General features: G+C 69.1%; 15 protein-coding genes and 1 pseudogene. 12 read left to right on the forward strand and 4 right to left on the reverse strand.

What is annotated here, in order from left to right:
* Positions 1–71 precede the first annotated feature (71 nt).
* Positions 72–443, reverse strand: a complete 372-nt coding sequence (locus F3T56_RS43545) for a hypothetical protein (protein WP_342787063.1) — start codon at positions 441–443, stop codon at positions 72–74.
* 173 nt (positions 444–616) lie between these two features.
* On the opposite strand from F3T56_RS43545, the pseudogene F3T56_RS43550 reads away from it, so the two are divergent.
* A pseudogene (locus tag F3T56_RS43550) lies at positions 617–733 on the forward strand (ABC transporter permease); the annotation flags it as partial.
* 152 nt (positions 734–885) lie between these two features.
* Here the strand turns inward: F3T56_RS43550 and greA are convergent.
* Both greA and F3T56_RS43560 read right to left on the reverse strand, forming a co-directional pair.
* Positions 886–1,386 carry a transcription elongation factor GreA gene (gene greA / locus F3T56_RS43555; RefSeq protein WP_149831006.1) on the reverse strand — a complete coding sequence of 167 codons (501 nt, stop codon included), beginning with the start codon at positions 1,384–1,386 and terminating at the stop codon, positions 886–888.
* A 223-nt stretch (positions 1,387–1,609) separates the two neighbouring features.
* Entirely contained in the window at positions 1,610–2,008 is a 399-nt protein-coding gene (locus tag F3T56_RS43560) for a DUF4307 domain-containing protein (RefSeq protein ID WP_149831007.1), read from the reverse strand.
* Between the two features lie 260 nt (positions 2,009–2,268).
* Between F3T56_RS43560 and mca the strand changes: the two genes are divergently transcribed.
* Together mca and F3T56_RS43570 are read left to right on the forward strand one after the other, a co-directional pair.
* Positions 2,269–3,120, forward strand: coding sequence for a mycothiol conjugate amidase Mca (gene mca, locus F3T56_RS43565; protein ID WP_172639452.1), 852 nt, complete (start codon positions 2,269–2,271; stop codon positions 3,118–3,120).
* Positions 3,121–3,132: 12 nt separating this feature from the next.
* The gene (locus tag F3T56_RS43570; protein WP_149831009.1) at positions 3,133–3,390 is read left to right on the forward strand and encodes a hypothetical protein; all 258 of its coding nucleotides are present in this window, start codon (positions 3,133–3,135) and stop codon (positions 3,388–3,390) included.
* Between the two features lie 177 nt (positions 3,391–3,567).
* Here F3T56_RS43570 and F3T56_RS43575 read toward each other — a convergent pair whose 3' ends face one another.
* Positions 3,568–6,816 carry a tetratricopeptide repeat protein gene (locus F3T56_RS43575; RefSeq protein WP_149831010.1) on the reverse strand — a complete coding sequence of 1,083 codons (3,249 nt, stop codon included), beginning with the start codon at positions 6,814–6,816 and terminating at the stop codon, positions 3,568–3,570.
* A 282-nt stretch (positions 6,817–7,098) separates the two neighbouring features.
* Here F3T56_RS43575 and F3T56_RS43580 point away from each other — a divergent pair, with 282 nt between their 5' ends.
* The 9 genes from F3T56_RS43580 to F3T56_RS49005 all read left to right on the forward strand — a co-directional run bounded on the left by F3T56_RS43580 (position 7,099) and on the right by F3T56_RS49005 (position 18,425).
* Positions 7,099–8,406, forward strand: a complete 1,308-nt coding sequence (locus tag F3T56_RS43580) for a recombinase family protein (protein WP_246204725.1) — start codon at positions 7,099–7,101, stop codon at positions 8,404–8,406.
* Between the two features lie 50 nt (positions 8,407–8,456).
* Positions 8,457–10,517 carry a thioredoxin domain-containing protein gene (locus tag F3T56_RS43585; protein ID WP_172639451.1) on the forward strand — a complete coding sequence of 687 codons (2,061 nt, stop codon included), beginning with the start codon at positions 8,457–8,459 and terminating at the stop codon, positions 10,515–10,517.
* A 216-nt stretch (positions 10,518–10,733) separates the two neighbouring features.
* The gene (locus F3T56_RS43590; RefSeq protein ID WP_149831013.1) at positions 10,734–11,996 is read left to right on the forward strand and encodes a glycosyltransferase; all 1,263 of its coding nucleotides are present in this window, start codon (positions 10,734–10,736) and stop codon (positions 11,994–11,996) included.
* Positions 11,993–13,663 (forward strand): ArnT family glycosyltransferase, encoded by a 1,671-nt coding sequence (locus F3T56_RS43595; protein ID WP_149831014.1) that lies wholly within the window; start codon positions 11,993–11,995, stop codon positions 13,661–13,663. The genes F3T56_RS43590 and F3T56_RS43595 overlap by 4 nt, the downstream gene beginning before the upstream one ends.
* Complete coding sequence (locus F3T56_RS43600) at positions 13,660–14,886, forward strand: glycosyltransferase (RefSeq protein WP_149831015.1); 1,227 nt, start codon at positions 13,660–13,662, stop codon at positions 14,884–14,886. Before F3T56_RS43595 ends, F3T56_RS43600 begins: the two co-directional genes overlap by 4 nt.
* 38 nt (positions 14,887–14,924) lie before the next feature.
* On the forward strand, positions 14,925–17,336 hold the full coding sequence (locus F3T56_RS43605; protein WP_246204731.1) for a galactose oxidase family protein: 2,412 nt from the start codon (positions 14,925–14,927) through the stop codon (positions 17,334–17,336).
* Between the two features lie 166 nt (positions 17,337–17,502).
* A complete protein-coding gene (locus tag F3T56_RS43610; protein ID WP_149831017.1) occupies positions 17,503–17,853 on the forward strand; it encodes an antitoxin VbhA family protein in 351 nt (116 codons plus the stop codon).
* Positions 17,850–18,035, forward strand: coding sequence for a hypothetical protein (locus tag F3T56_RS49000; RefSeq protein ID WP_246204712.1), 186 nt, complete (start codon positions 17,850–17,852; stop codon positions 18,033–18,035). Before F3T56_RS43610 ends, F3T56_RS49000 begins: the two co-directional genes overlap by 4 nt.
* 3 nt (positions 18,036–18,038) lie before the next feature.
* On the forward strand, positions 18,039–18,425 hold the full coding sequence (locus F3T56_RS49005) for a Fic/DOC family protein (RefSeq protein WP_281291975.1): 387 nt from the start codon (positions 18,039–18,041) through the stop codon (positions 18,423–18,425).
* Positions 18,426–18,688 lie beyond the last annotated feature (263 nt).

Consider the following 18,688-nt stretch of genomic DNA (forward strand, 5'->3'; position numbering starts at 1 on the left):
GTCTTCGTACCGACCCAAGCCCAGCCCAACTTGACCGACCCACCCTGCGGCTTAACTACGCGGCATTGTAGCTAGAGCGACGGGCTTGCACAGCGGGCGTCACTGGCTGTGGCGCTGCGCCTGCGTCCTGTCCCACCGGCCGGTCTCGCCCTGCGGTGGCGTTTCGAGCCCGGCCTGCCCAGGTTCCCGGCCTTCACATTCGCCTTCAGCACCGCGTAGGCGTCACACACCTTCTTGATCACGTGCTGGGCGGCCTGCGCCCCCGGCCCCCACCGCGCCTTGATCTCACTGTAGCTGTGCTCGCGCAGCGCGAAGTTCCGCTTCGCATCCCTCTCGAACGCCACGCCGCCGGCCCAGGTCGCCGCCTCGTTGCATGCGCGCAGGGTCGCCTCAAGCGCCGCCGCCTGCTCGGGCGTCGGCAGCAGTGTAGGGGCCTGCACCACCTGCTTCACGATGACGAAACCTACGCACGTGTACGGCAGCCCACCGTACGTTCGCCACCCCATCACCCGACCGAGTGAGCCGTCACCGTGCGGCAGCAGCCCCGGCTCCGCCGGGCATGACAATCGGCTACTACGCGGCCGGGCAGACACGGCGATACCACGGGGCTTCGCGAGAATCGGGGGCCTGCCCCATGGAGCACCCGATATGGGTCTCCCTGGTCTACTCGGTCCTCATCATCGTCATATTCCGGACCCTGGCGGTACGGAAGTACCGCTCGGCGGCGGCGTGAGCGGGGCGGACGGCATGAGCCGCGACCCGACGGATGGTGTGAGCGGCGACCCCGCCCGGGCATGACGAAACCCCCGGCGCCGAGGGGGTGCCGGGGGCTCGTGGGGCGAGCGGAGGGGGCGGCGGGTGAGCGCGGCCCTGCTCCGGCGCCGCTCAGCTCTGGTAGGGCTCGGCCTTGAGGATCTTCACCGAGGCGAACTTGCCGTTCGGCAGCTCGTACTGGGCGTCCTCGCCGACCTTCTTGCCGGTCACGCCCGAGCCGAGCGGGGACTGCGGCGAGTAGGTCTCGATGTCCGAGCTCGCGTACTCGCGGGAGGCGAGCAGGAACGTCAGGGTGTCGTCCTCGTCACCGTCGAAGGCGATCGTCACGACCATGCCGGGTGCCACGGCGCCGTCCGCCGACGCCGGAGCCTCGCCGACCTTGGCGTTCTCCAGAAGCTGGGTCAGCTGGCGCACACGGAGCTCCTGCTTGCCCTGCTCTTCCTTGGCCGCGTGGTACCCGCCGTTCTCACGCAGGTCGCCCTCCTCGCGCGCGGCCGCGATCTTGGCGGCGATCTCCGTGCGCGCAGGACCAGACAGGTACTCCAGCTCGGCCCTGAGCTGGTTGTACGCCTCCTGGGTCAGCCAGGTGACGTTCTCGCTGGTCTGGGTCACAGGTGCTCCTCGTAGGTACTGGGAATACAAAGCATCGCCCTACACAGAAGAATGTTCCTTCACGAGTGGGCGAAACCACGAGCCTAACAATTCAGCGACGGAAGGGGGAGGACATAAACCACAACCGTTACGTCAACGCAGGTCAGGGCGGTGCGACGGCGAGTGACGTTCGTCAATGCCGGCGGATGCGGCGACGGGTGCGGCGACGGCGGGGCCGGGCGGGTCAGCCGACCTGGCAGTCGACGATCTCGGCGGTGGTGCCGCGGGACGTCGTATGGAGGGTGACGACCTCGTCGATGTCGGTGGTGTCGGCGGCGAAGTGGACGTCGCGGCGGCCGACCTCGGCGCCGTCCTCGGACTGGGAGCGCACGATGCAGTAGCCCTTGACACCGGCGTCCTTGTCGCCCCTGAGGTGCACCTCCACCGAGGTGGCCGAGGTCTCGAACGCGTAGATCTCGACGTTGATCTTGTTGCCGGCGACGTAGTGGTACGCGAACCAGCCGAGGAGGACGAGCAGGGCCGCGCCCAGGACGGAGCCGATGACCTTGAGCTTGTGGTCGGCGCGCTCGTCCGCGGAGCGGCCGTAACGCCCCTCGGGCAGCCGAGTGCTCGCCGTACTCATGATCGTCCTCTCGGGAAGGGGCGGGACGACGGTCCCGTAAACGGTGTCCAGGGTCCGGACCGGGAATTTTCCGCCCCCCGATTCGGTCACTATAGAAGCCTCCCGCCCAGGGCCTGACGGCCGCCCCGACAGTGGGTGTCCTTGCGGGACGGCAGTATTGACTCACCGGATCGCGCCGGGCCGAGTCACCGAAGTAACCGAACTACCAGGCCGGGCGCCGACTTACGAGGGAATGAGTCTTGACTGACCAGCTGCGACTGATGGCCGTGCACGCGCACCCCGACGACGAGTCGAGCAAGGGTGCGGCCACCATGGCGAAGTATGTGTCCGAGGGGGTGGACGTGCTGGTCGTGACCTGCACGGGCGGCGAGCGCGGCTCCATCCTCAATCCCAAACTGCAGGGCGACAAGTACATCGAGGAGAACATTCACGAGGTACGCAGGAAGGAGATGGACGAGGCCCGCGAGATCCTCGGGGTCGGGCAGGAGTGGCTCGGCTTCGTCGACTCCGGCCTCCCGGAGGGCGACCCGCTTCCGCCCCTTCCCGAGGGCTGCTTCGCCCTGGAGGACGTCGACAAGGCGTCCGGCGAACTGGTCAGGAAGATCCGCGCGTTCCGCCCCCAGGTGATCACCACCTACGACGAGAACGGCGGCTACCCGCACCCCGACCACATCATGACCCACAAGATCTCCATGGTGGCGTTCGAGGGGGCGGCGGACACCGAGAAGTACCCGGAGGGGGAGTACGGCCCGGCGTACCAGCCGCAGAAGCTGTACTACAACCAGGGCTTCAACCGCCCCCGCACCGAGGCGCTGCACAACGCGCTGCTGGCCCGCGGCCTGGAGTCGCCGTACGGGGACTGGCTCAAGCGCTGGGACGAGTTCGAACACACCCCGCGCACACTGACCACGCACATCCCCTGCGCCGACTTCTTCGAGATCCGCGACAAGGCGCTCATCGCGCACGCCACGCAGATCGACCCCGACGGTGGCTGGTTCCGCGTGCCGATGGAGCTCCAGAAAGAGGTCTGGCCGACCGAGGAGTACGAGCTCGCCAAGACCCTGGTGGACACCTCGCTCCCCGAGGACGACCTCTTTGCGGGCATCCGCTAGCCCTGGGGGACAATGCCAGACATGAGCGTAAGCCTGGCAGTCACACACCTGGTCCCCCTCGCCAAGGAGCTGGACAAGGACAAGGTCACCCCCGGCGTCCTCGGCTTCATCGTCTTCGCGGTGATGGCCGTGGCCGTGTGGGGCCTGATGAAGTCCATGAACAAGCACATGGGCAAGGTCGACTTCGAGGAGACGCCGGAGGCGGAGTCCGGGGCCTCGGCCAAGGACGTCACCGGCGCGGGCGGGAAGGCGACGCCCGCGAAGGGCTGAGCGCCGCCAGTGATGACGTAACGGCATGATTCCGTGACACCCAGTGGGTGGCGCGGAGTCATGCTGTGCCGCACGTGGCCCCCACTCGGTGGCGTCTCTCACTCGGAGACCGCCCTCACACGGTGACGTCTCTCGCCCCGGAGCGCCTCGGAGACGGCCCTCACACGGCGACGTCCCTCACGCCGGCTGAGCCGTCACCGGCACCCCCATCACCTCCCGGGCGTGCCGGTTCGGGACCATGCCCAGGGTCCAGCCCCGCCAGCCGCCCTCCAGATTCACGCCGCGCTCCAGCAGCAGCAGGTACGCCTCGACGTACTCGTCGAGTTTCTCGTCGCGCAGGGGGTGGGAGGTGCGGGCGAGTTGGGACAGTTCCTCCTGGGCCACGGCGGTGCCGATCTCGACGCCGCCGGGGGCCGCGTACGGGAGCATCGTGCAGCGCAGGAAGCGGGCCCAGTCCTCGCCCCGGCGGTCGCCGTAGGAAGCGAAGAGGCGGGCGGCCTCGTCGCAGAGGGCGAGGGCCTGGGGGGTGCGGGTGTTGCCGGCGTCGACGACCGCCAGTTCGAGGCAGGTCCAGGCCTCGCCGTGCGCGACGCCGATGCGCTGGAAGTCGGCGCGGGCGTCGACGAGGAGTTGGCGGGCGAAGCCGGAGTTGCGGAGCGAGCCCGTCTGGACCGCCCGTTGGTCGCGGGTGACGCGGGCCGAGTGGTGGCGGGCGCAGGCCAGGCCGTAGACGTCGCGCATGCGGGAGAACTTCGTCCGCGAACGCTCCAGCTCCCTCACCGCCTGGTCCAGGTTGCCCGTCTCTTCCAGGGCCTGGCCCAGGTAGTAGCCGGTCCAGGCCTCGCCCCGGGCGTCCTCGTTGTCGCGGTGGTGGGTCAGGGCCTGGCGGAGGCCGTCGACGGCGGCGGAGGCGTCACCGGCGACGATGCGGGCGCGGGCCAGCTGAGTCATGGCCCAGGCCTGGCCGCGGGCGTCGCGGGTGCGGCCGAACAGGTCCAGCGCCGTGCGCAGCTCACCCTCCGCGCGCGGCACGTCACCCATGCGCAGCAGCAGCTGGCCGAGCTGGAAGTGGGCCCAGCCCTCGCCGTGCAGGGAGTCCTGCTGGCGGTGGATGACCAGGGCGCGGGTCAGCAGGTCGAGGGCGTCGGCGAGGCGGGAGCGGTCGCGTTCCACGGCGGCCAGGGCGTGCATCGTCCAGGCGCGGTCCGCCGCCAGCTGCGGCACGTTCTGCATGGTCAGGGCTTCCATGAGCTTCGCCGCGGCCTCGGTCAGGTTGCCCTGGTGGTGAAGGGTGATGCCCAGGGAGCACAGGGCCCGGGCGGCGCCCGCGTCGTGGTTGGTCTCCATGTAGAGGTCCACCACCGACGCCAGCGTCGTACGGGCCTTGTCCAGCTCGCCCAGCTGGCGGGCCGCGATGCCCGTACGCCACTGGACCGAGCGGGTCAGCAGGCCCTGGTCGACCGACTGGGCCAGTTCGCTCAGCTCGCCGAGGCGGTAGAGGTCGCCGCGCAGCAGGCAGTAGTCGCACAGGGCGCCCAGCAGGCTCAGGACCGCCGCCTGGTTCACACCCTCGGCGTGCCGGAGCGTGGAGGTGATGAAGCTCGTCTCGTCGTCCAGCCAGCGCAGCGCCTCGTCCAGGGACACGAAGCCGTGATGGCCGAAGCGGTCCGAGCGCGTCGACATGTTGCCGTCGACCAGGCGCAGCACCGAGTCGGCGAGGTCCGCGTACGTGACGATCAGGCGCTCCTGGGCCGCCGTGCGCTCGCTCGGCTCCTCCTCGTCGAGGAGGCGGGCCTGGGCGAAGGCGCGGACCAGGTCGTGCAGGCGGTAGCGGTTGCCGTGGACGTGGTCGATCAGGCCCGCGCGGGCGAGCGCGGTGAGGTGACGGGTCGCCTCCGTCTCGTCCGTGGCCAGAAGGGAAGCGGCGGCCGCCGCGCCCAGGGAGGCGCGGCCGGCCAGGGCGAGGCGGCGCAGCAGGCGGCGGGAGGGCTCCGACTGGTCGGTGTAGCGCAGCCACAGGGCCCGCTCGATCGGCTCGACCGGGCCGTACGCGCCCAGGTCGGCGGCGAGTTGACGGGGCGTACGCGGGCCGAGGGACGAACCGGTGACACGCAGCGCGAGAGGCAGGCCGCCGCACAACTGCCGGATGCGGTCGACGGATTCGGCCTCGGAGGACTCCGGATGCGCTCCTGCGGACCCTTGGCCTCCGGGCCCCGCCGCCAGTGCCGAGGCGTCCTGCGCCGCCGTGCCCAGCAGTTCCCGCGCGCCGTCCCCGTCGAGCTCCTCGACGGGCAGTTGGTGCACCCAGGCGGGCAGGTCGGCTGGCAGGGCGAGGGGGGCGCGGGCGGTGACCAGGACGAGGCTGTCGGAGCGTTCGGGGACGAGGGCGCGGACCTGCTCCGGGTCGGAGGCGTCGTCCAGGACGATCGTGACCGGCAGGGCGGTGAGGTGCTGGTGGTACAGCTCGCTGAGCCGTTTGACCTGCTGGTCCTGGGAGGTGCGTTCACGGAAGAGGAGTTGCTCGCGGGGCGCGCCGAGGCGGTTCAGCAGGTGCATCAGCGCGTCCCGGGTGGTCAGCGGGGTCTCCTCCGGGCTGTCGGCGCGCAGGTCGACCACGCAGGCGCCGCGGAAGTAGTCCCGCAGGTCATGGGTGGCGCGGACGGCGAGCGCGGTGCGGCCGGAGCCGGGGGCGCCGTGCAGGACGACGACCGTCGGCCGGGTCTCGGTCTCGGCACGGGCCGCCTGCACCCACTGCCGGATCTTCCCCATCTCCGCCCGCCGGTCCGCGAACCGGTCGTCGGCCTCGGGGAGTTGGGTGAACGACTGCTCCAGTACGTTGCGCCGCCGGGCCGCCGCGCTCTTGTCGGCGCCGCGCAGCTGGGGTGCCTTCTTCTTCGCTGTGGAGGCGGCGAGTACGCGCTGCTGGTCCAGGAAGGGGCGGATCCCGCGCACCTCCAGCGCCGTCAGCCACTGCAACCGCAGCTGCTCCGGGCCGCCCGGCTGGCCCAGGGCGCCCGCATGGTGGTGGGCGGCGGGCAGATGGGACGCGGTCACCTTCAGGACGGTGGCCACGGCACTGGCGACACCGACGATCACTCCGGTGCTCACCGCCGTGCCCGCGGCGACGCCGAAGGAGAGGTCGGCCACGACCGCCGTACCGGCCGCGACGGCCGCCACCAGCAGGGGAGTTCCGGCGCCCTCCTGCGCGTACCGCTGGCCGAAGGTCAGCCGGCCGGCCTCCGACTCGTCCAGTGCGCGGGTGTACGCCTCGTACTCCTCCGCGGCGTTCCGGTCCATCGTGTCCAGTGCCGCGCGGGCCCGGCCGAGCAGTACGACGCCGTCGATACGGCCGCCCGACCTGCGGACCTCGTCCTCGACCGCCCGGACCAACAGCCGTTCGGCCTCCCCCCGGTGGCTGTCCCGCATCACGCTCCCCCTTCGTGGTGACGGCTTTCCCCTGGCCAGTGTGGAGCGAATGGGGCGCACTGGCGAGAGGGCGTGCCCCCGCAGGGGAGGCCGACACGGGATTCTCACGCCGGGTTCTCGCACAGGGCCCTCGCCGCAGTGGGGCGGCGGGCGTGTGTGCGGGGGCGCACAGGGGGGCGATCGTCGGATCCGATTCGGTGACTTCCAAGTCACTCGCTCGTTTTTGTGGCTGTCGGATGAATTGCCGAATTGTTGAACGGGGGCGCCATGAACCGCCTTGCCATGCACGAGCCGACCGGACTGGTCCCGATCGTGTCCTATGCGCGTACGTCAGAGGACGTCCGTCAACGGGACCGGCACGGAGTGCGCAACCAAATGCGGATCAACGAGCGGACCGCTCATCAACATGGATGCAAGATCGTCGCGACATACAGCGACAACGGTCGTAGCGCATCCAAAGCCGGAGTGGTGAGGCATGGATTCGACCGCTTGATCGCGGATCTGGCGCGCGGGTACACCGACACGGGACAGCCGATCGCAGGCGTCGTCTGTGTCGCGGACGACCGGCTGTACCGGCGGGCGGAGGACCTTGCCCGCTTCTTCGCCGCCCTTACCAGTCGGCCAGGGCGCGTTTATGTCGATCCGCGGGGCATGCGAGATCCGTACTCGCGGGAGGGTCTGCTGCAAGCCGTTCGGTCGCTGGAGGCGGCGGTGACGGAGACACGAGTCAGAAGTCGGCGGCTGTCGGACTGGCACTGGGCACGTGCTGTCGACGGAGTGCCGCACAGCGGGCCACGCCCGTTCGGCTGGCAGGAGGACCGGATCACGCGTCATCCCGATGAGGCGCAGCTTGTGGAGCAGGCCATCCTCGACCGCATTGGGGGGAAGGCCGCCCGGGCCATCGCACGCGACTGGTGTGACCTGGGGGTCAAGGGGACTCGGGGCGGCAGGCCCAATGCCCAGACCGTCACACAGATCATGACTGCCCCCAGGGTCTGCGGCTATCGGGCCAACAGAGGTGAACTGCTGCTGGTTCCGGAGACCGGCCAGCCGGTGCTCGGCCGCTGGGAGCCCATTGTGCCTCCGGGCCAGTGGCATGCGGTGTGCGCCACGTTCTCGCCCGGGAGCCTTTACCTGCACAGGGGAAGCGGCGCTCCGCGACTCACCGACCAGCGCAAGGCCGCTCCCCGTCACCTCGCGACTGGGCTACTGCGGTGTGGGGCGGAAAGCTCTGACGGCACAGTGTGTCGCGGCGCTTTGTGTGCTCAGAAGGCAAGGAGCAAGACAAGCCCCTATGTCTACACCTGTCGCGACTGCGGGCGATGCAGCATCAGCGGGCCGCTGGTCGATGAGGTCCTCGAGAGGCTCATGTTCTCCGAAGCTCCGGCGCACGCGCTGCTGCCGGACGCCACGCGTCTGCGCTGGATGTCCGGAGAGATCGATCTCGAAGAGAAACGCAGGAGCATCAAGTCTGCCCTGGCCTACTGCGTCGTCCGTCCGGGCGTGAAGGGCAATCGATCCTGGGACCCCTCCCGAGTGCGACCTGTATGGCGGTGCGATCAAGCGGAGCCGACAGGGGCGACGGGCTGAGGTACGAGCCGTCCCGGGACTTGCCGGAAGCCGTGGGGCAGGATGGAGGTATGCCGAACCGACTGGCTCACGAAACGTCCCCGTACCTGCTCCAGCACGCCGACAACCCGGTGGACTGGTGGCCCTGGTCGGCAGAGGCATTCGAGGAGGCACGGCGGAGGGAACTCCCGGTACTGCTGAGCGTCGGGTATTCCAGCTGCCACTGGTGCCATGCCCTGGCTCGGGAGAGCTTCGAGGACGAAGCAGTCGCCGCATATATGAACGACCACTTCGTCAACATCAAAGTCGACCGCGAAGAACGTCCAGACGTCGACGCCGTCTACATGGAGGCGGTGCAGGCGGCCACCGGGCAGGGCGGCTGGCCCATGACCGTGTTCCTGACACCGGATGCCGAGCCCTTCTACTTCGGTACGTACTTCCCGCCCGCCCCCCGGCACGGGATGCCCTCCTTCCGGCAGGTCCTGGAGGGCGTCCGGGCGGCATGGGCGGACCGGCGGGACGAGGTCGCCGAGGTCGCCGGGAAGATCGTGCGGGACCTGGCCGGGCGGGAGCTGAAGTTCGCGGCGATCGACGTACCGGGGGAGGAGGAGCTCGCGCAGGCGCTGCTCGGGCTGACCCGGGAGTACGACGCGGCGCGCGGCGGGTTCGGCGGGGCGCCCAAGTTCCCGCCGTCCATGGTGATCGAGTTCCTGCTGCGGCATGCCGCCCGCACGGGCTCCGAGGGCGCGCTGCAGATGGCGCGGGACACCTGTGAACGCATGGCCCGCGGCGGCCTCTACGACCAGCTCGGCGGCGGCTTCGCCCGGTACTCCGTCGACCGGGAGTGGATCGTGCCGCACTTCGAGCGCATGCTGTATGACAACGCCCTGCTCTGCCGCGTCTACGCCCACCTCTGGCGCGCCACCGGCTCCGAGCCGGCCCGGCGCGTGGCGCTGGAGACCGCCGACTTCATGGTCCGTGAACTGCGCACGGACGAGGGCGGGTTCGCCTCCGCGCTGGACGCCGACAGCGACGACGGCACCGGCAAGCACGTCGAAGGCGCCTACTACGTCTGGACGCCGGACCAGCTCACCGAGGTGCTCGGGGAGGAGGACGCGCGGCTCGCCGCGCACCACTTCGGGGTCACGGACGAGGGCACCTTCGAGCACGGGTCGTCCGTCCTCCAACTCCCGCAGCACGAGGGCGTGTTCGACGCCGAAAAGATCGAGTCGATCAGGACCCGGCTGAACGAGGCCCGTTCGCGGCGCCCCGCCCCCGGCCGCGACGACAAGGTGGTCGCCGCCTGGAACGGCCTCGCCGTCGCGGCGCTGGCCGAGACCGGCGCCTACTTCGACCGCCCCGACCTGGTGGACGCCGCGATCGAGGCCGCCGACCTCCTCGTACGACTGCATCTGGACGAGAAGGCCCGCCTCGCCCGTACCAGCAAGGACGGGCAGGTCGGGGCGAACGCGGGGGTGCTGGAGGACTACGCGGACGTCGCCGAGGGCTTCCTGGCGCTGGCCTCGGTCACTGGGGAGGGGGTGTGGCTGGAGTTCGCCGGGTTCCTGCTCGACCATGTGCTCGTGCGGTTCGTCGACGAGGAGTCGGGTGCCCTGTACGACACGGCGGCCGACGCGGAGAAGCTCATCCGGCGGCCGCAGGACCCCACCGACAACGCCACCCCCTCGGGGTGGAGCGCGGCCGCGGGCGCACTGCTGAGCTATGCCGCGCACACCGGCTCCGAGCCCCATCGGGCCGCCGCCGAGCGGGCGTTGGGCGTGGTGAAGGCGCTCGGCCCGCGGGCTCCGCGGTTCCTCGGCTGGGGGCTCGCCACCGCCGAGGCGCTGCTGGACGGGCCGCGCGAGGTGGCGGTCGTCGGACCGGAAGGACCGCAGGACCATCCGGGGACACGGGAGTTGCACCGGGCGGCGCTGCTGGGGACCGCGCCGGGGGCCGTGGTCGCCGTAGGGACTACGGACAGTGACGAGCTGCCGCTGCTGGCCGACCGTCCGCTCGTCGGCGGTGAACCGACCGCGTACGTCTGCCGTAACTTCACATGTGACAGTCCCACGACGGATGTAGACCGTCTGCGTGCGGCCCTCGGAACGGCTCCAACCGGTCCAACCGGCTGAAACTCGCTGGAAAACGGCCGGGACAAGGTCGAACAACCGACTTGAAGTGGGCCCGTGTGGCGACACGTCCGATTACGTGTTCACCCGAACGGAAACACGTTATTTAACCGAAAGTGCTCCCGACTTCACAGTTTCCCCCTAGTCTCTCCACTGTGACGCGACAGGAGTAACTCCCTGTTGCGAACAGGGGGTTCATGAGATCTGGGGGGATCTTCCTTGCTGACGTCTGTCTTCATTGCCGTTGTCTCGCTGGCCTTGTTCTGGATGGCGGCCTTCACCCTGTGGTGGCAGATGCACGCGTGGCGCACGCCCGAAGTGCTCGCTTCCACCCGTTTCAGCAGACCAGACGGCGACGAACACGTCTCGTTCTCGCTGCTGCTGCCCGCACGCCACGAACAGGCCGTGCTGGACCACACCATCCAACGACTCCTCGAATCGAGTCACGACCACTTCGAGATCATCGTGATCGTCGGGCACGACGACCCGGAGACCACCGCGGTCGCCGAGCGGGCGGCCGAGCGGGATCCACGCGTCCGCGTCGTCGTCGACACCCACGAGAAGAAGAACAAACCGAAGGCCATGAACACGGCGTTACCGCACTGCCGCGGCGACGTCGTCGGGGTCTTCGACGCCGAGGACCAGGTCCATCCCGAGCTGCTGTCCCACGTCGACCACGCCTTCAGCGCCACGGGCGCCGATGTCGTCCAGGGCGGCGTGCAGCTCATCAACTTCCACTCCAGCTGGTACAGCCTGCGCAACTGCCTGGAGTACTTCTTCTGGTTCCGGTCCCGCCTGCATCTGCACGCGCAGAAAGGGTTCATCCCGCTCGGCGGCAACACCGTCTTCGTACGGACGAAGGTGCTGCGCGAGGCCGACGGCTGGGACCCCCACTGCCTCGCCGAGGACTGTGACCTGGGCGTACGCCTGTCCAGCGTCGGCAAGAAGGTCGTCGTCGCCTACGACTCCGACATGGTCACCCGCGAGGAGACCCCCGGCAGCCTGATGTCCCTGATGAAGCAGCGCACCCGCTGGAACCAGGGCTTCCTCCAGGTCTACCGCAAGAAGGACTGGAAGCAACTGCCCGGCTTCCGGCAGCGGTTGTTGGCCCGCTACACCCTGATGACCCCGTATCTTCAGGCCATCTCCGGCGTGATCATCCCGCTCAACGTGGCCATCGCGCTCTTCCTCGACGTCCCCGTCGGCGTCGCCTTCATCACCTTCCTGCCGGCCGTCACCGCCTTCGTCACCTTCGTGTTCGAGGTCGTCGGACTCCACGACTTCGGCAAGCAGTACGGCCTGCGCGTCCGGTTCGTCCACTACTTCAAGCTCATCGTGGGCGGCCCCTTCTATCAGGTGCTCCTCGCCTTCGCCGCCGTACGCGCGGTCTGGCGTGAGCAACGCGGCCGCAACGACTGGGAGTTGACCAGTCATGTCGGCGCACATCTCGCGCACGTGAACCGAGAGGACGTTCCTGCGTGACCTCCATACTTCCCGCGGAGACCCAGACGAAAGTCAAGGTCCCCGCGCAGCGGACAGCCGCGCCCACAGCCGGTTCGACCAGTCGAACAACGACTTCCGGTTCCGCTTCGCCTGCACCGAAGCGCCTGCGCGACTCGCGCCCCGATCTGATCCTCTGCGGCCTGCTCCTCGTCGCGATCATGATCGTGCAGGGCTGGAACATCGCCGACTACCCGACCCTCAGCGACGACGAGGGCACCTACCTCGCCCAGGCCTGGGCCGTCCAGGAGGGCAGAGGACTCGCCCACTACACCTACTGGTACGACCACCCGCCCCTCGGCTGGATCCAGATCGCGGTACTGACCTGGATCCCCGCACAGCTCGCCCCCGAGTCGATGACCGTCGGCTCGATGCGCGCAGTGATGCTCGTCATCAGCGCGATCAGCGCGATCCTCGTCTACGTCCTCGGCCGCCGCCTCTCGCTGCCCCGCTGGGCCGCAGGCCTCGGCATGGCCCTCTTCGGACTCTCCCCGCTGTCGGTTGTCCTCCAGCGGGAGATCTTCCTCGACAACATCGCCGTGATGTGGACCCTCCTCGCGTTCTGCCTCGCCGCCTCGCCGAACCGCCACCTCTGGCACCACTTCGGCGCGGGGCTGGCCGCCGCGGCGGCCGTCCTCACCAAGGAAACGATGCTCCTTGTCCTACCGGCCGTGCTGCTCACCATGTGGCGGCACAGCCACCGGGACACCCGCAAGTTCGCCATCACCGGCGCCATCACCGCATGCACCCTGATCGGCATGTCGTACCCGCTGTTCGCCCTGCTCAAGGGCGAGTTGTTCCCCGGCGCGGGCCATGTGTCGTTGTGGGACGGCATCGTCTACCAGATGAGCCGCCCCGGCTCCGGCTTCATCCTCACCGAGGGCACGGGCTCGTACGGCGTCCTGCAGTCCTGGCTGTACTACGACCGAATACTCCCGCTGGGCGGCCTGGCGGGCGCCCTGCTGCTCCTCGTCACCTGGCGCTGGTCGGTGACCGCCCGCGCCCTCGCCGGCCCCGCGCTCGCCGTGGCGATCCTCGCCGGCATGGCCCTGCGCCCCGGCTACCTGCCCGCGATGTACGTCCTCCAGGCCCTGCCCTTCCTCGCGCTCGTCCTCGCGGGCGGCACCGCGAGCGTCACCCACGGCGTACTGCGCCGCTGGCGGAGCGCGACGGAGAGGAGGCCCGTGACCTGGGCGCGGCACGTGGTCGCCGTGGTGCTGGCCGCCGCTGCGGCCGCGTACGTCGTCCCCCGCTGGTACGACGGCAACCACACCGCGATGACCTTCAACGCCAATGCCCCCTACCAGCAAGCCGCCAAGTGGCTCGGCAGCGAGGTCGACAACCCGGCCGACACTCGGGTCCTCGTCGACGACGCGCTCTGGCTCGACCTCGTCCACGAGGGCTACAAGCCTGGCCTCGGCGTCATCTGGTTCTACAAGGCCGACCTCGACCCCGCGGTGACGAAGACGATGCCGCGCGGCTGGCGCGACCTCGACTACGTCGTCGCCTCCCCGACGGTACGGCGCGACGCGGTCGACCTGCCCAACGTCAAGGCCGCGATGGAGAACTCGACCCCGGTCGTCACCTTCGGCACCGGCGAGGACCGCATCGAGATCCGCAAGATCCAGGGCGCGGGAGGCGACCGATGAGCGGCGGCAGTTACGAGTCCATCGTCCCCGAGGAACTGGGCGATCCGGCCATGCGCGGAGCCGAGGTCCCCGAGCCCGGCGCGGTCACCATCGTCGTACCGACCTTCAACGAGTCCGCGAACGTACGGGAGTTGCTGCACCAGATCACCGAGACGGTGCCGGGGCTGCTGCCCTGCGAGGTCGTCTTCGTCGACGACTCCACCGACGACACCCCCGAGGTGATCAACGAGGCCGCGCAGGACTGCCCGTTCCCGGTGACCGTGCTGCACCGCGACGACCCGGTGGGCGGGCTCGGCGGCGCGGTGGTGGAGGGCATCAAGGCGGCCGGCTCGGACTGGATCGTGGTGATGGACGGCGATCTTCAGCATCCGCCGTCCCTGGTACCGGAGTTGGTGGCGACCGGGGAGCGGTCGTCGGCGGGTCTGGTGGTGGCGAGCCGCTACATCAAGGGCGGCAGCCGCGCCGGACTCGCGGGCAGCTACCGTGTGGCCGTCTCGCGGGGAGCAACCTGGCTGACCAAGTCCCTGTTCCCCCGCCGACTGCACGGCATCAGCGACCCGATGAGCGGCTTCTTCGCCATCCGCCGCAGCGCGGTCACCGCCGAGATCCTCCAGCCCCTCGGCTACAAGATCCTCCTCGAACTCGCCGTACGCAGCCGCCCGCGCGAGGTGACGGAGGTGCCGTTCGTCTTCCAGGACCGTTTCGCGGGGGAGTCGAAGTCGACCGCGCAGGAGGGCTTGAGATTCCTGCGCCACTTGGTAGGCCTGCGCACGGCGTCCCCGCTGGCCCGGATGATCGTCTTCGGCCTGATCGGAGTCACGGGCTTCATCCCGAACCTGGCGGGCCTGTACGCGCTGACGTCACTCGGCATGCACTACGTCCCCGCCGAGATCCTCGCCAACCAGCTCGGAGTGGCGTGGAACTTCTTCCTCATCGAGCACCTGTGCTTCCGCGAGCGACGGGGATACCGGAAGGGCTGGGACCGCATCAGCCGCTTCGCGCTGCTCGCCAACGCCGACCTGGTGCTGCGTATCCCGCTGATCGCGCTGTTCGTGGGCCAGTTCGGGATGCACGCCCTGTCCGCCACCGCGCTCGCGCTGGTGACGACATTCCTCCTGCGCTTCGTAGGGACCGAAGCGCTGGTCTATCTGCCGCGCAGGAAGCCTCGCCGTGGGGAGCGCGGCGAGGGGGAGCCGGCTGAGCCCGCAAGGAGAGTCGCGTGAAGAACCGTTTGAAGATTCGGATCAGACCCAGACTTCGTATCCGCCCCAGACGCAGAACAGCCCTGCTGGCGGTGGGCGCCCTGGCCGCCGGCCTGCTGCTGATCTCGCCCCAACCCGCGTCCGCCGCGAACCTCGTCCAGAACCCCGGCTTCGAGACGGCCGGTACGGACGACATGCCGTACTGCTGGGAGAAGTCGGGCTGGGGCGACAACGACTTCACCTTCTCGACGGTCGCCGACGCCCACTCGGGTGCGAAGGCCATGAAGGTCGAGCTGACCCGCCGGGTCGACGGCGACCGCAAGGCGCTGATCACCGAGTCGGCGACCTGCGCGCCGCCGGTCTCGGTGGGCAAGCAGTACGACCTGAGCCTCTGGTACAAGTCGACGACCCCGGACGTCTCCATCACCCTCTTCCGGCACGACACGACGGCCGGCTGGCAGTACTGGACCGACCTCAAGACGCTGGAGATGGCAGGGGGCTGGACCCAGGCGACGGTCCGCACTCCCGAAGTCCCGGCGGGCACCGACCGCATCACCTGGGGCGCCTCCGTCTACGGCACGGGCTACGTCATCACCGACGACTACACGATGGAACAGGTCGCCGACCCTGTCCCCGAGCCGGACTGCACGGGAACGCCGGAGGAATGCCAGAACGGCCGCTGGGATGTCCTGCCCACCCAGAACCCGGTCCGCTCCATGCACTCCGTGGTGTTGAACAACGGCAAGGTGCTGCTGATCGCCGGCTCCGGCAACAGCGAGGAGATGTTCGAGGCGGGCACGTTCACCTCCGCGGTCTACGACCCGCAGAACGGTACGTACAAGCAGATCCCGACCCCGGACGACATGTTCTGCGCGGGCCACGTGCAGTTGGACGACGGCCGTGTGCTGGTGATGAGCGGCAACAAGGGCTACCCGTCGGCGGACGGCACGATCGGCTACCAGGGCTACAAGGACTCGTACATCTTCGACCCGGCGACGGAGACGTACACCAAGACGAACGACATGAACGACGGCCACTGGTACCCGTCGGCGACCATCCTCGGCAACGGCGACGTCATCTCCTTCGGCGGCCTCCGCGAGGACTCCACGGGTTCGGTGACGGCCGAGTTGTGGTCGGACGCCGAGCAGAAGTGGCTGGAGCTCTGGAAGGTCAACCAGACCTGGTCGTACTGGGGCCTGTACCCGTCGATGATCCTGATGCAGGACGGCCGCCTCTTCTACTCAGGCAGCCACGTCTTCGGCAACAACATCCCCGGCACGGGTTCGGCGATCTACGACTACGGCGCGAACACGATCACTTCGGTGCCGGGCCTGCAGAACAAGGACGAGCGAGACCAGTCGGCGAGCGTGCTCCTGCCCCCGGCCCAGGACCAGAAGGTCCTGACGCTGGGCGGCGGCAACATCGACTCCAACCCCGAGGCGAACCGCCTGACGGACATCATTGATTTGAAGGCCGCGAACCCCACGTACGTGGCGGGCCCGCCGATTCCGCAGGGCACGGTGGACCTGGGCAACGGCAAGGTCGCTCAGACGGGCAACCAGGGCAAGATGTACGTCTCGGCGGTGTTGTTGCCCGACGGCAAGGTCCTGGAGACGGGCGGCGCCCTGCACAACCGCGCGAACCCGGTCTTCGAGACGTCGATCTACGACCCGGCGACGGAGACCTTCGACCCGGTGGCGGTGGACCCCGAGGCCCGCGGCTACCACTCCTCGGCGTTCCTGCTCCCTGATGGCCGCGTGATGGCGACGGGCGACAACCCGGGTAATGGGTCCTGGAACCACAACGTATCGATCTACACGCCGCCGTATCTGCTGAAGGGGCAGCGTCCGGCGATCACCTCGGTGATCGACAAGGAGTGGGTGTACGGCGACACGCAACGCATCACGGTGGACCGCCCGATCGCGAAGGCAGAGTTGATCCGCCCGGCGGCGGTCACGCACTCGTCGGACCCGAACCAGAGGTTTGTGGACCTCCCGCTGTCGGTCGACGGCAACAACGTGGACCTGAACGTGACGAGCAACCCGAACCTGGCCCCGCCGGGCTGGTACATGCTCTTCGCGGTGGACGCGAACGGCGTCCCGTCGGTGGCGGAATGGGTCCACTTGCAGGGCCCGTCCGCCCTGGCGGAGGCCTCCGGTGAGGCTCCCTCGGCCCACGTCCACGACTTCGCGGACGCCCCTCAGGGCAAGACCACGGGCCCGCAGAAGAAGACCAAGTCGAAGAAGGTCAGCCCGACGATCGCCGGGTGCGACCGCCACTACGGCACGGCGAACGTCTGCGTGCCGACGGCCTTCCCGGCGGAGGTCAAGAAGACGACCGCGTCCCGCTGCGAGTGGCTGAAGGAGAACAACTACGGCCGCTTGAAGGTGAACGGCAAGGACGATCCGTTGAGGCTGGACCGGAACAGGGATGGGTTGGCTTGCGGGAAGGGGGACGTGAAGCAGCGCTGAGGGACAGCAGAGTCAAGGGTGCGGGGAACTGCGCGACCAGCCACAACGGGCGCGCAGTTCCCCACGCCCAGGGGCGCCCCACGATGTGAGCGGTGCCGCCCCCGGAGACCGCACCTCGCAGAAATCTGTACAGAATTCTGCCCCGGTTTCGGGTAGAGTGTTGTTCATGCGAGTACCCGAGATCGTCACAGTGAGCGACGCCAGGAGTGGCCTGTCACGGATACTGGCCGAGCTGGCCGAGGCCGGCCCGCAGGCGGAGCCCGTATTGATCGGTGCCCACCGCAAAGCGCAAGGTGTGCTGCTCTCGATCGAGGCCTACGAGAGGCTGACGGAACGCGCTGCTCGCAGGGAGGCGGCAGAGTCCGTCACCGGCTCACTCGCCGCCGAGGGCCTGCGACCGACCTCCGCCTCCGATGAGGACGTGCAAGCCTACGTACGGGGCACGCTGTCGACCGAGGAATTGGTTGCCCGCGCCCTGGCCCGCCATAGCCCCGAGAGTCGCCAGGCAGCCGGATGAACGACCCGTACGCCCTACCGAACGGCGTCCTGCGCAACCGCCTCGGTGTCACCGACGCTGTCGCGCTCGCCACCGCCGAGGCCGACATCACGCGTGCCCGTCTTCTCCAGGTGGACAGACATCCTCCGCCAGGTGACTTCGACCTGGACCACCTGCGCCGTTTCCACGCCGCGATCTTCTGAGATCTGTACCACTGGGCGGGTGAACTGCGGACGGTGGACATAGCGAAGCACACCCCGTTCTGTCCCCTCCAGCACATGACCGCATACGCGGCGGAGGTCTTCGGCCGTCTCCGAGCTGCCGACCACCTGCGCGGTCTGGCCCGCGACGACTTCGTCCGCGCGGCAGCCGGACTCTACGGTGACACCAACGCCCTGCACCCCTTCCGTGAAGGCAACGGACGCACCCAGCGCGCCTTCCTCACAGAACTGGGCAGGCAGGCGGGTTGGCCGATCAACTGGGCCGGGCTGGACGCCGACGAGAACGAGCACGCCTCGATCAAGAGCTTCCTGGGCGACAATCAACCCTTGGAGCGCATGCTGGACCGCCTCGTCAGCCAAGAGCTTCGGTGAGCAGCGTCCTGGGCCCCGTCTCCCCGCGGGAAGGGGGACGTCAAGCGCTGCTGACGAACTGAGAGGTCCATTCCTGGACGACGGCCCCGTATCCGGCGATGTTCGCCGGATACGGGGCCGTGTGCTGGATGCGTCTGCCGGACAGTCAACGGTTACGCGCGGCCCACGATGTGCGCGGTTCCGGGGGAGGCCTGCACTGTCAATCCCCTCGCAGCGTGGAGACGATCTATGCGGCCAGTCCCTCGGCGAGGGTGGCTCGGTAG

The organism is Streptomyces tailanensis, from assembly GCF_008386495.1.
In the GTDB taxonomy this organism is placed as follows: domain Bacteria; phylum Actinomycetota; class Actinomycetes; order Streptomycetales; family Streptomycetaceae; genus Streptomyces; species Streptomyces tailanensis.

What these genes read in the sequence shown, in the direction of transcription:
- F3T56_RS43560 (WP_149831007.1), bottom strand. Translation starts at nt 2,008, where the DNA reads ATGAGTACGGCGAGCACTCGGCTGCCCGAGGGGCGTTACGGCCGCTCC.
- mca (WP_172639452.1), top strand. Translation starts at nt 2,269, where the DNA reads ATGGCCGTGCACGCGCACCCCGACGACGAGTCGAGCAAGGGTGCGGCC.
- F3T56_RS43570 (WP_149831009.1), top strand. Translation starts at nt 3,133, where the DNA reads ATGCCAGACATGAGCGTAAGCCTGGCAGTCACACACCTGGTCCCCCTC.
- F3T56_RS43575 (WP_149831010.1), bottom strand. Translation starts at nt 6,816, where the DNA reads ATGCGGGACAGCCACCGGGGGGAGGCCGAACGGCTGTTGGTCCGGGCG.
- F3T56_RS43580 (WP_246204725.1), top strand. Translation starts at nt 7,099, where the DNA reads ATGCACGAGCCGACCGGACTGGTCCCGATCGTGTCCTATGCGCGTACG.
- F3T56_RS43585 (WP_172639451.1), top strand. Translation starts at nt 8,457, where the DNA reads ATGCCGAACCGACTGGCTCACGAAACGTCCCCGTACCTGCTCCAGCAC.
- F3T56_RS43600 (WP_149831015.1), top strand. Translation starts at nt 13,660, where the DNA reads ATGAGCGGCGGCAGTTACGAGTCCATCGTCCCCGAGGAACTGGGCGAT.
- F3T56_RS43610 (WP_149831017.1), top strand. Translation starts at nt 17,503, where the DNA reads ATGCGAGTACCCGAGATCGTCACAGTGAGCGACGCCAGGAGTGGCCTG.
- F3T56_RS49000 (WP_246204712.1), top strand. Translation starts at nt 17,850, where the DNA reads ATGAACGACCCGTACGCCCTACCGAACGGCGTCCTGCGCAACCGCCTC.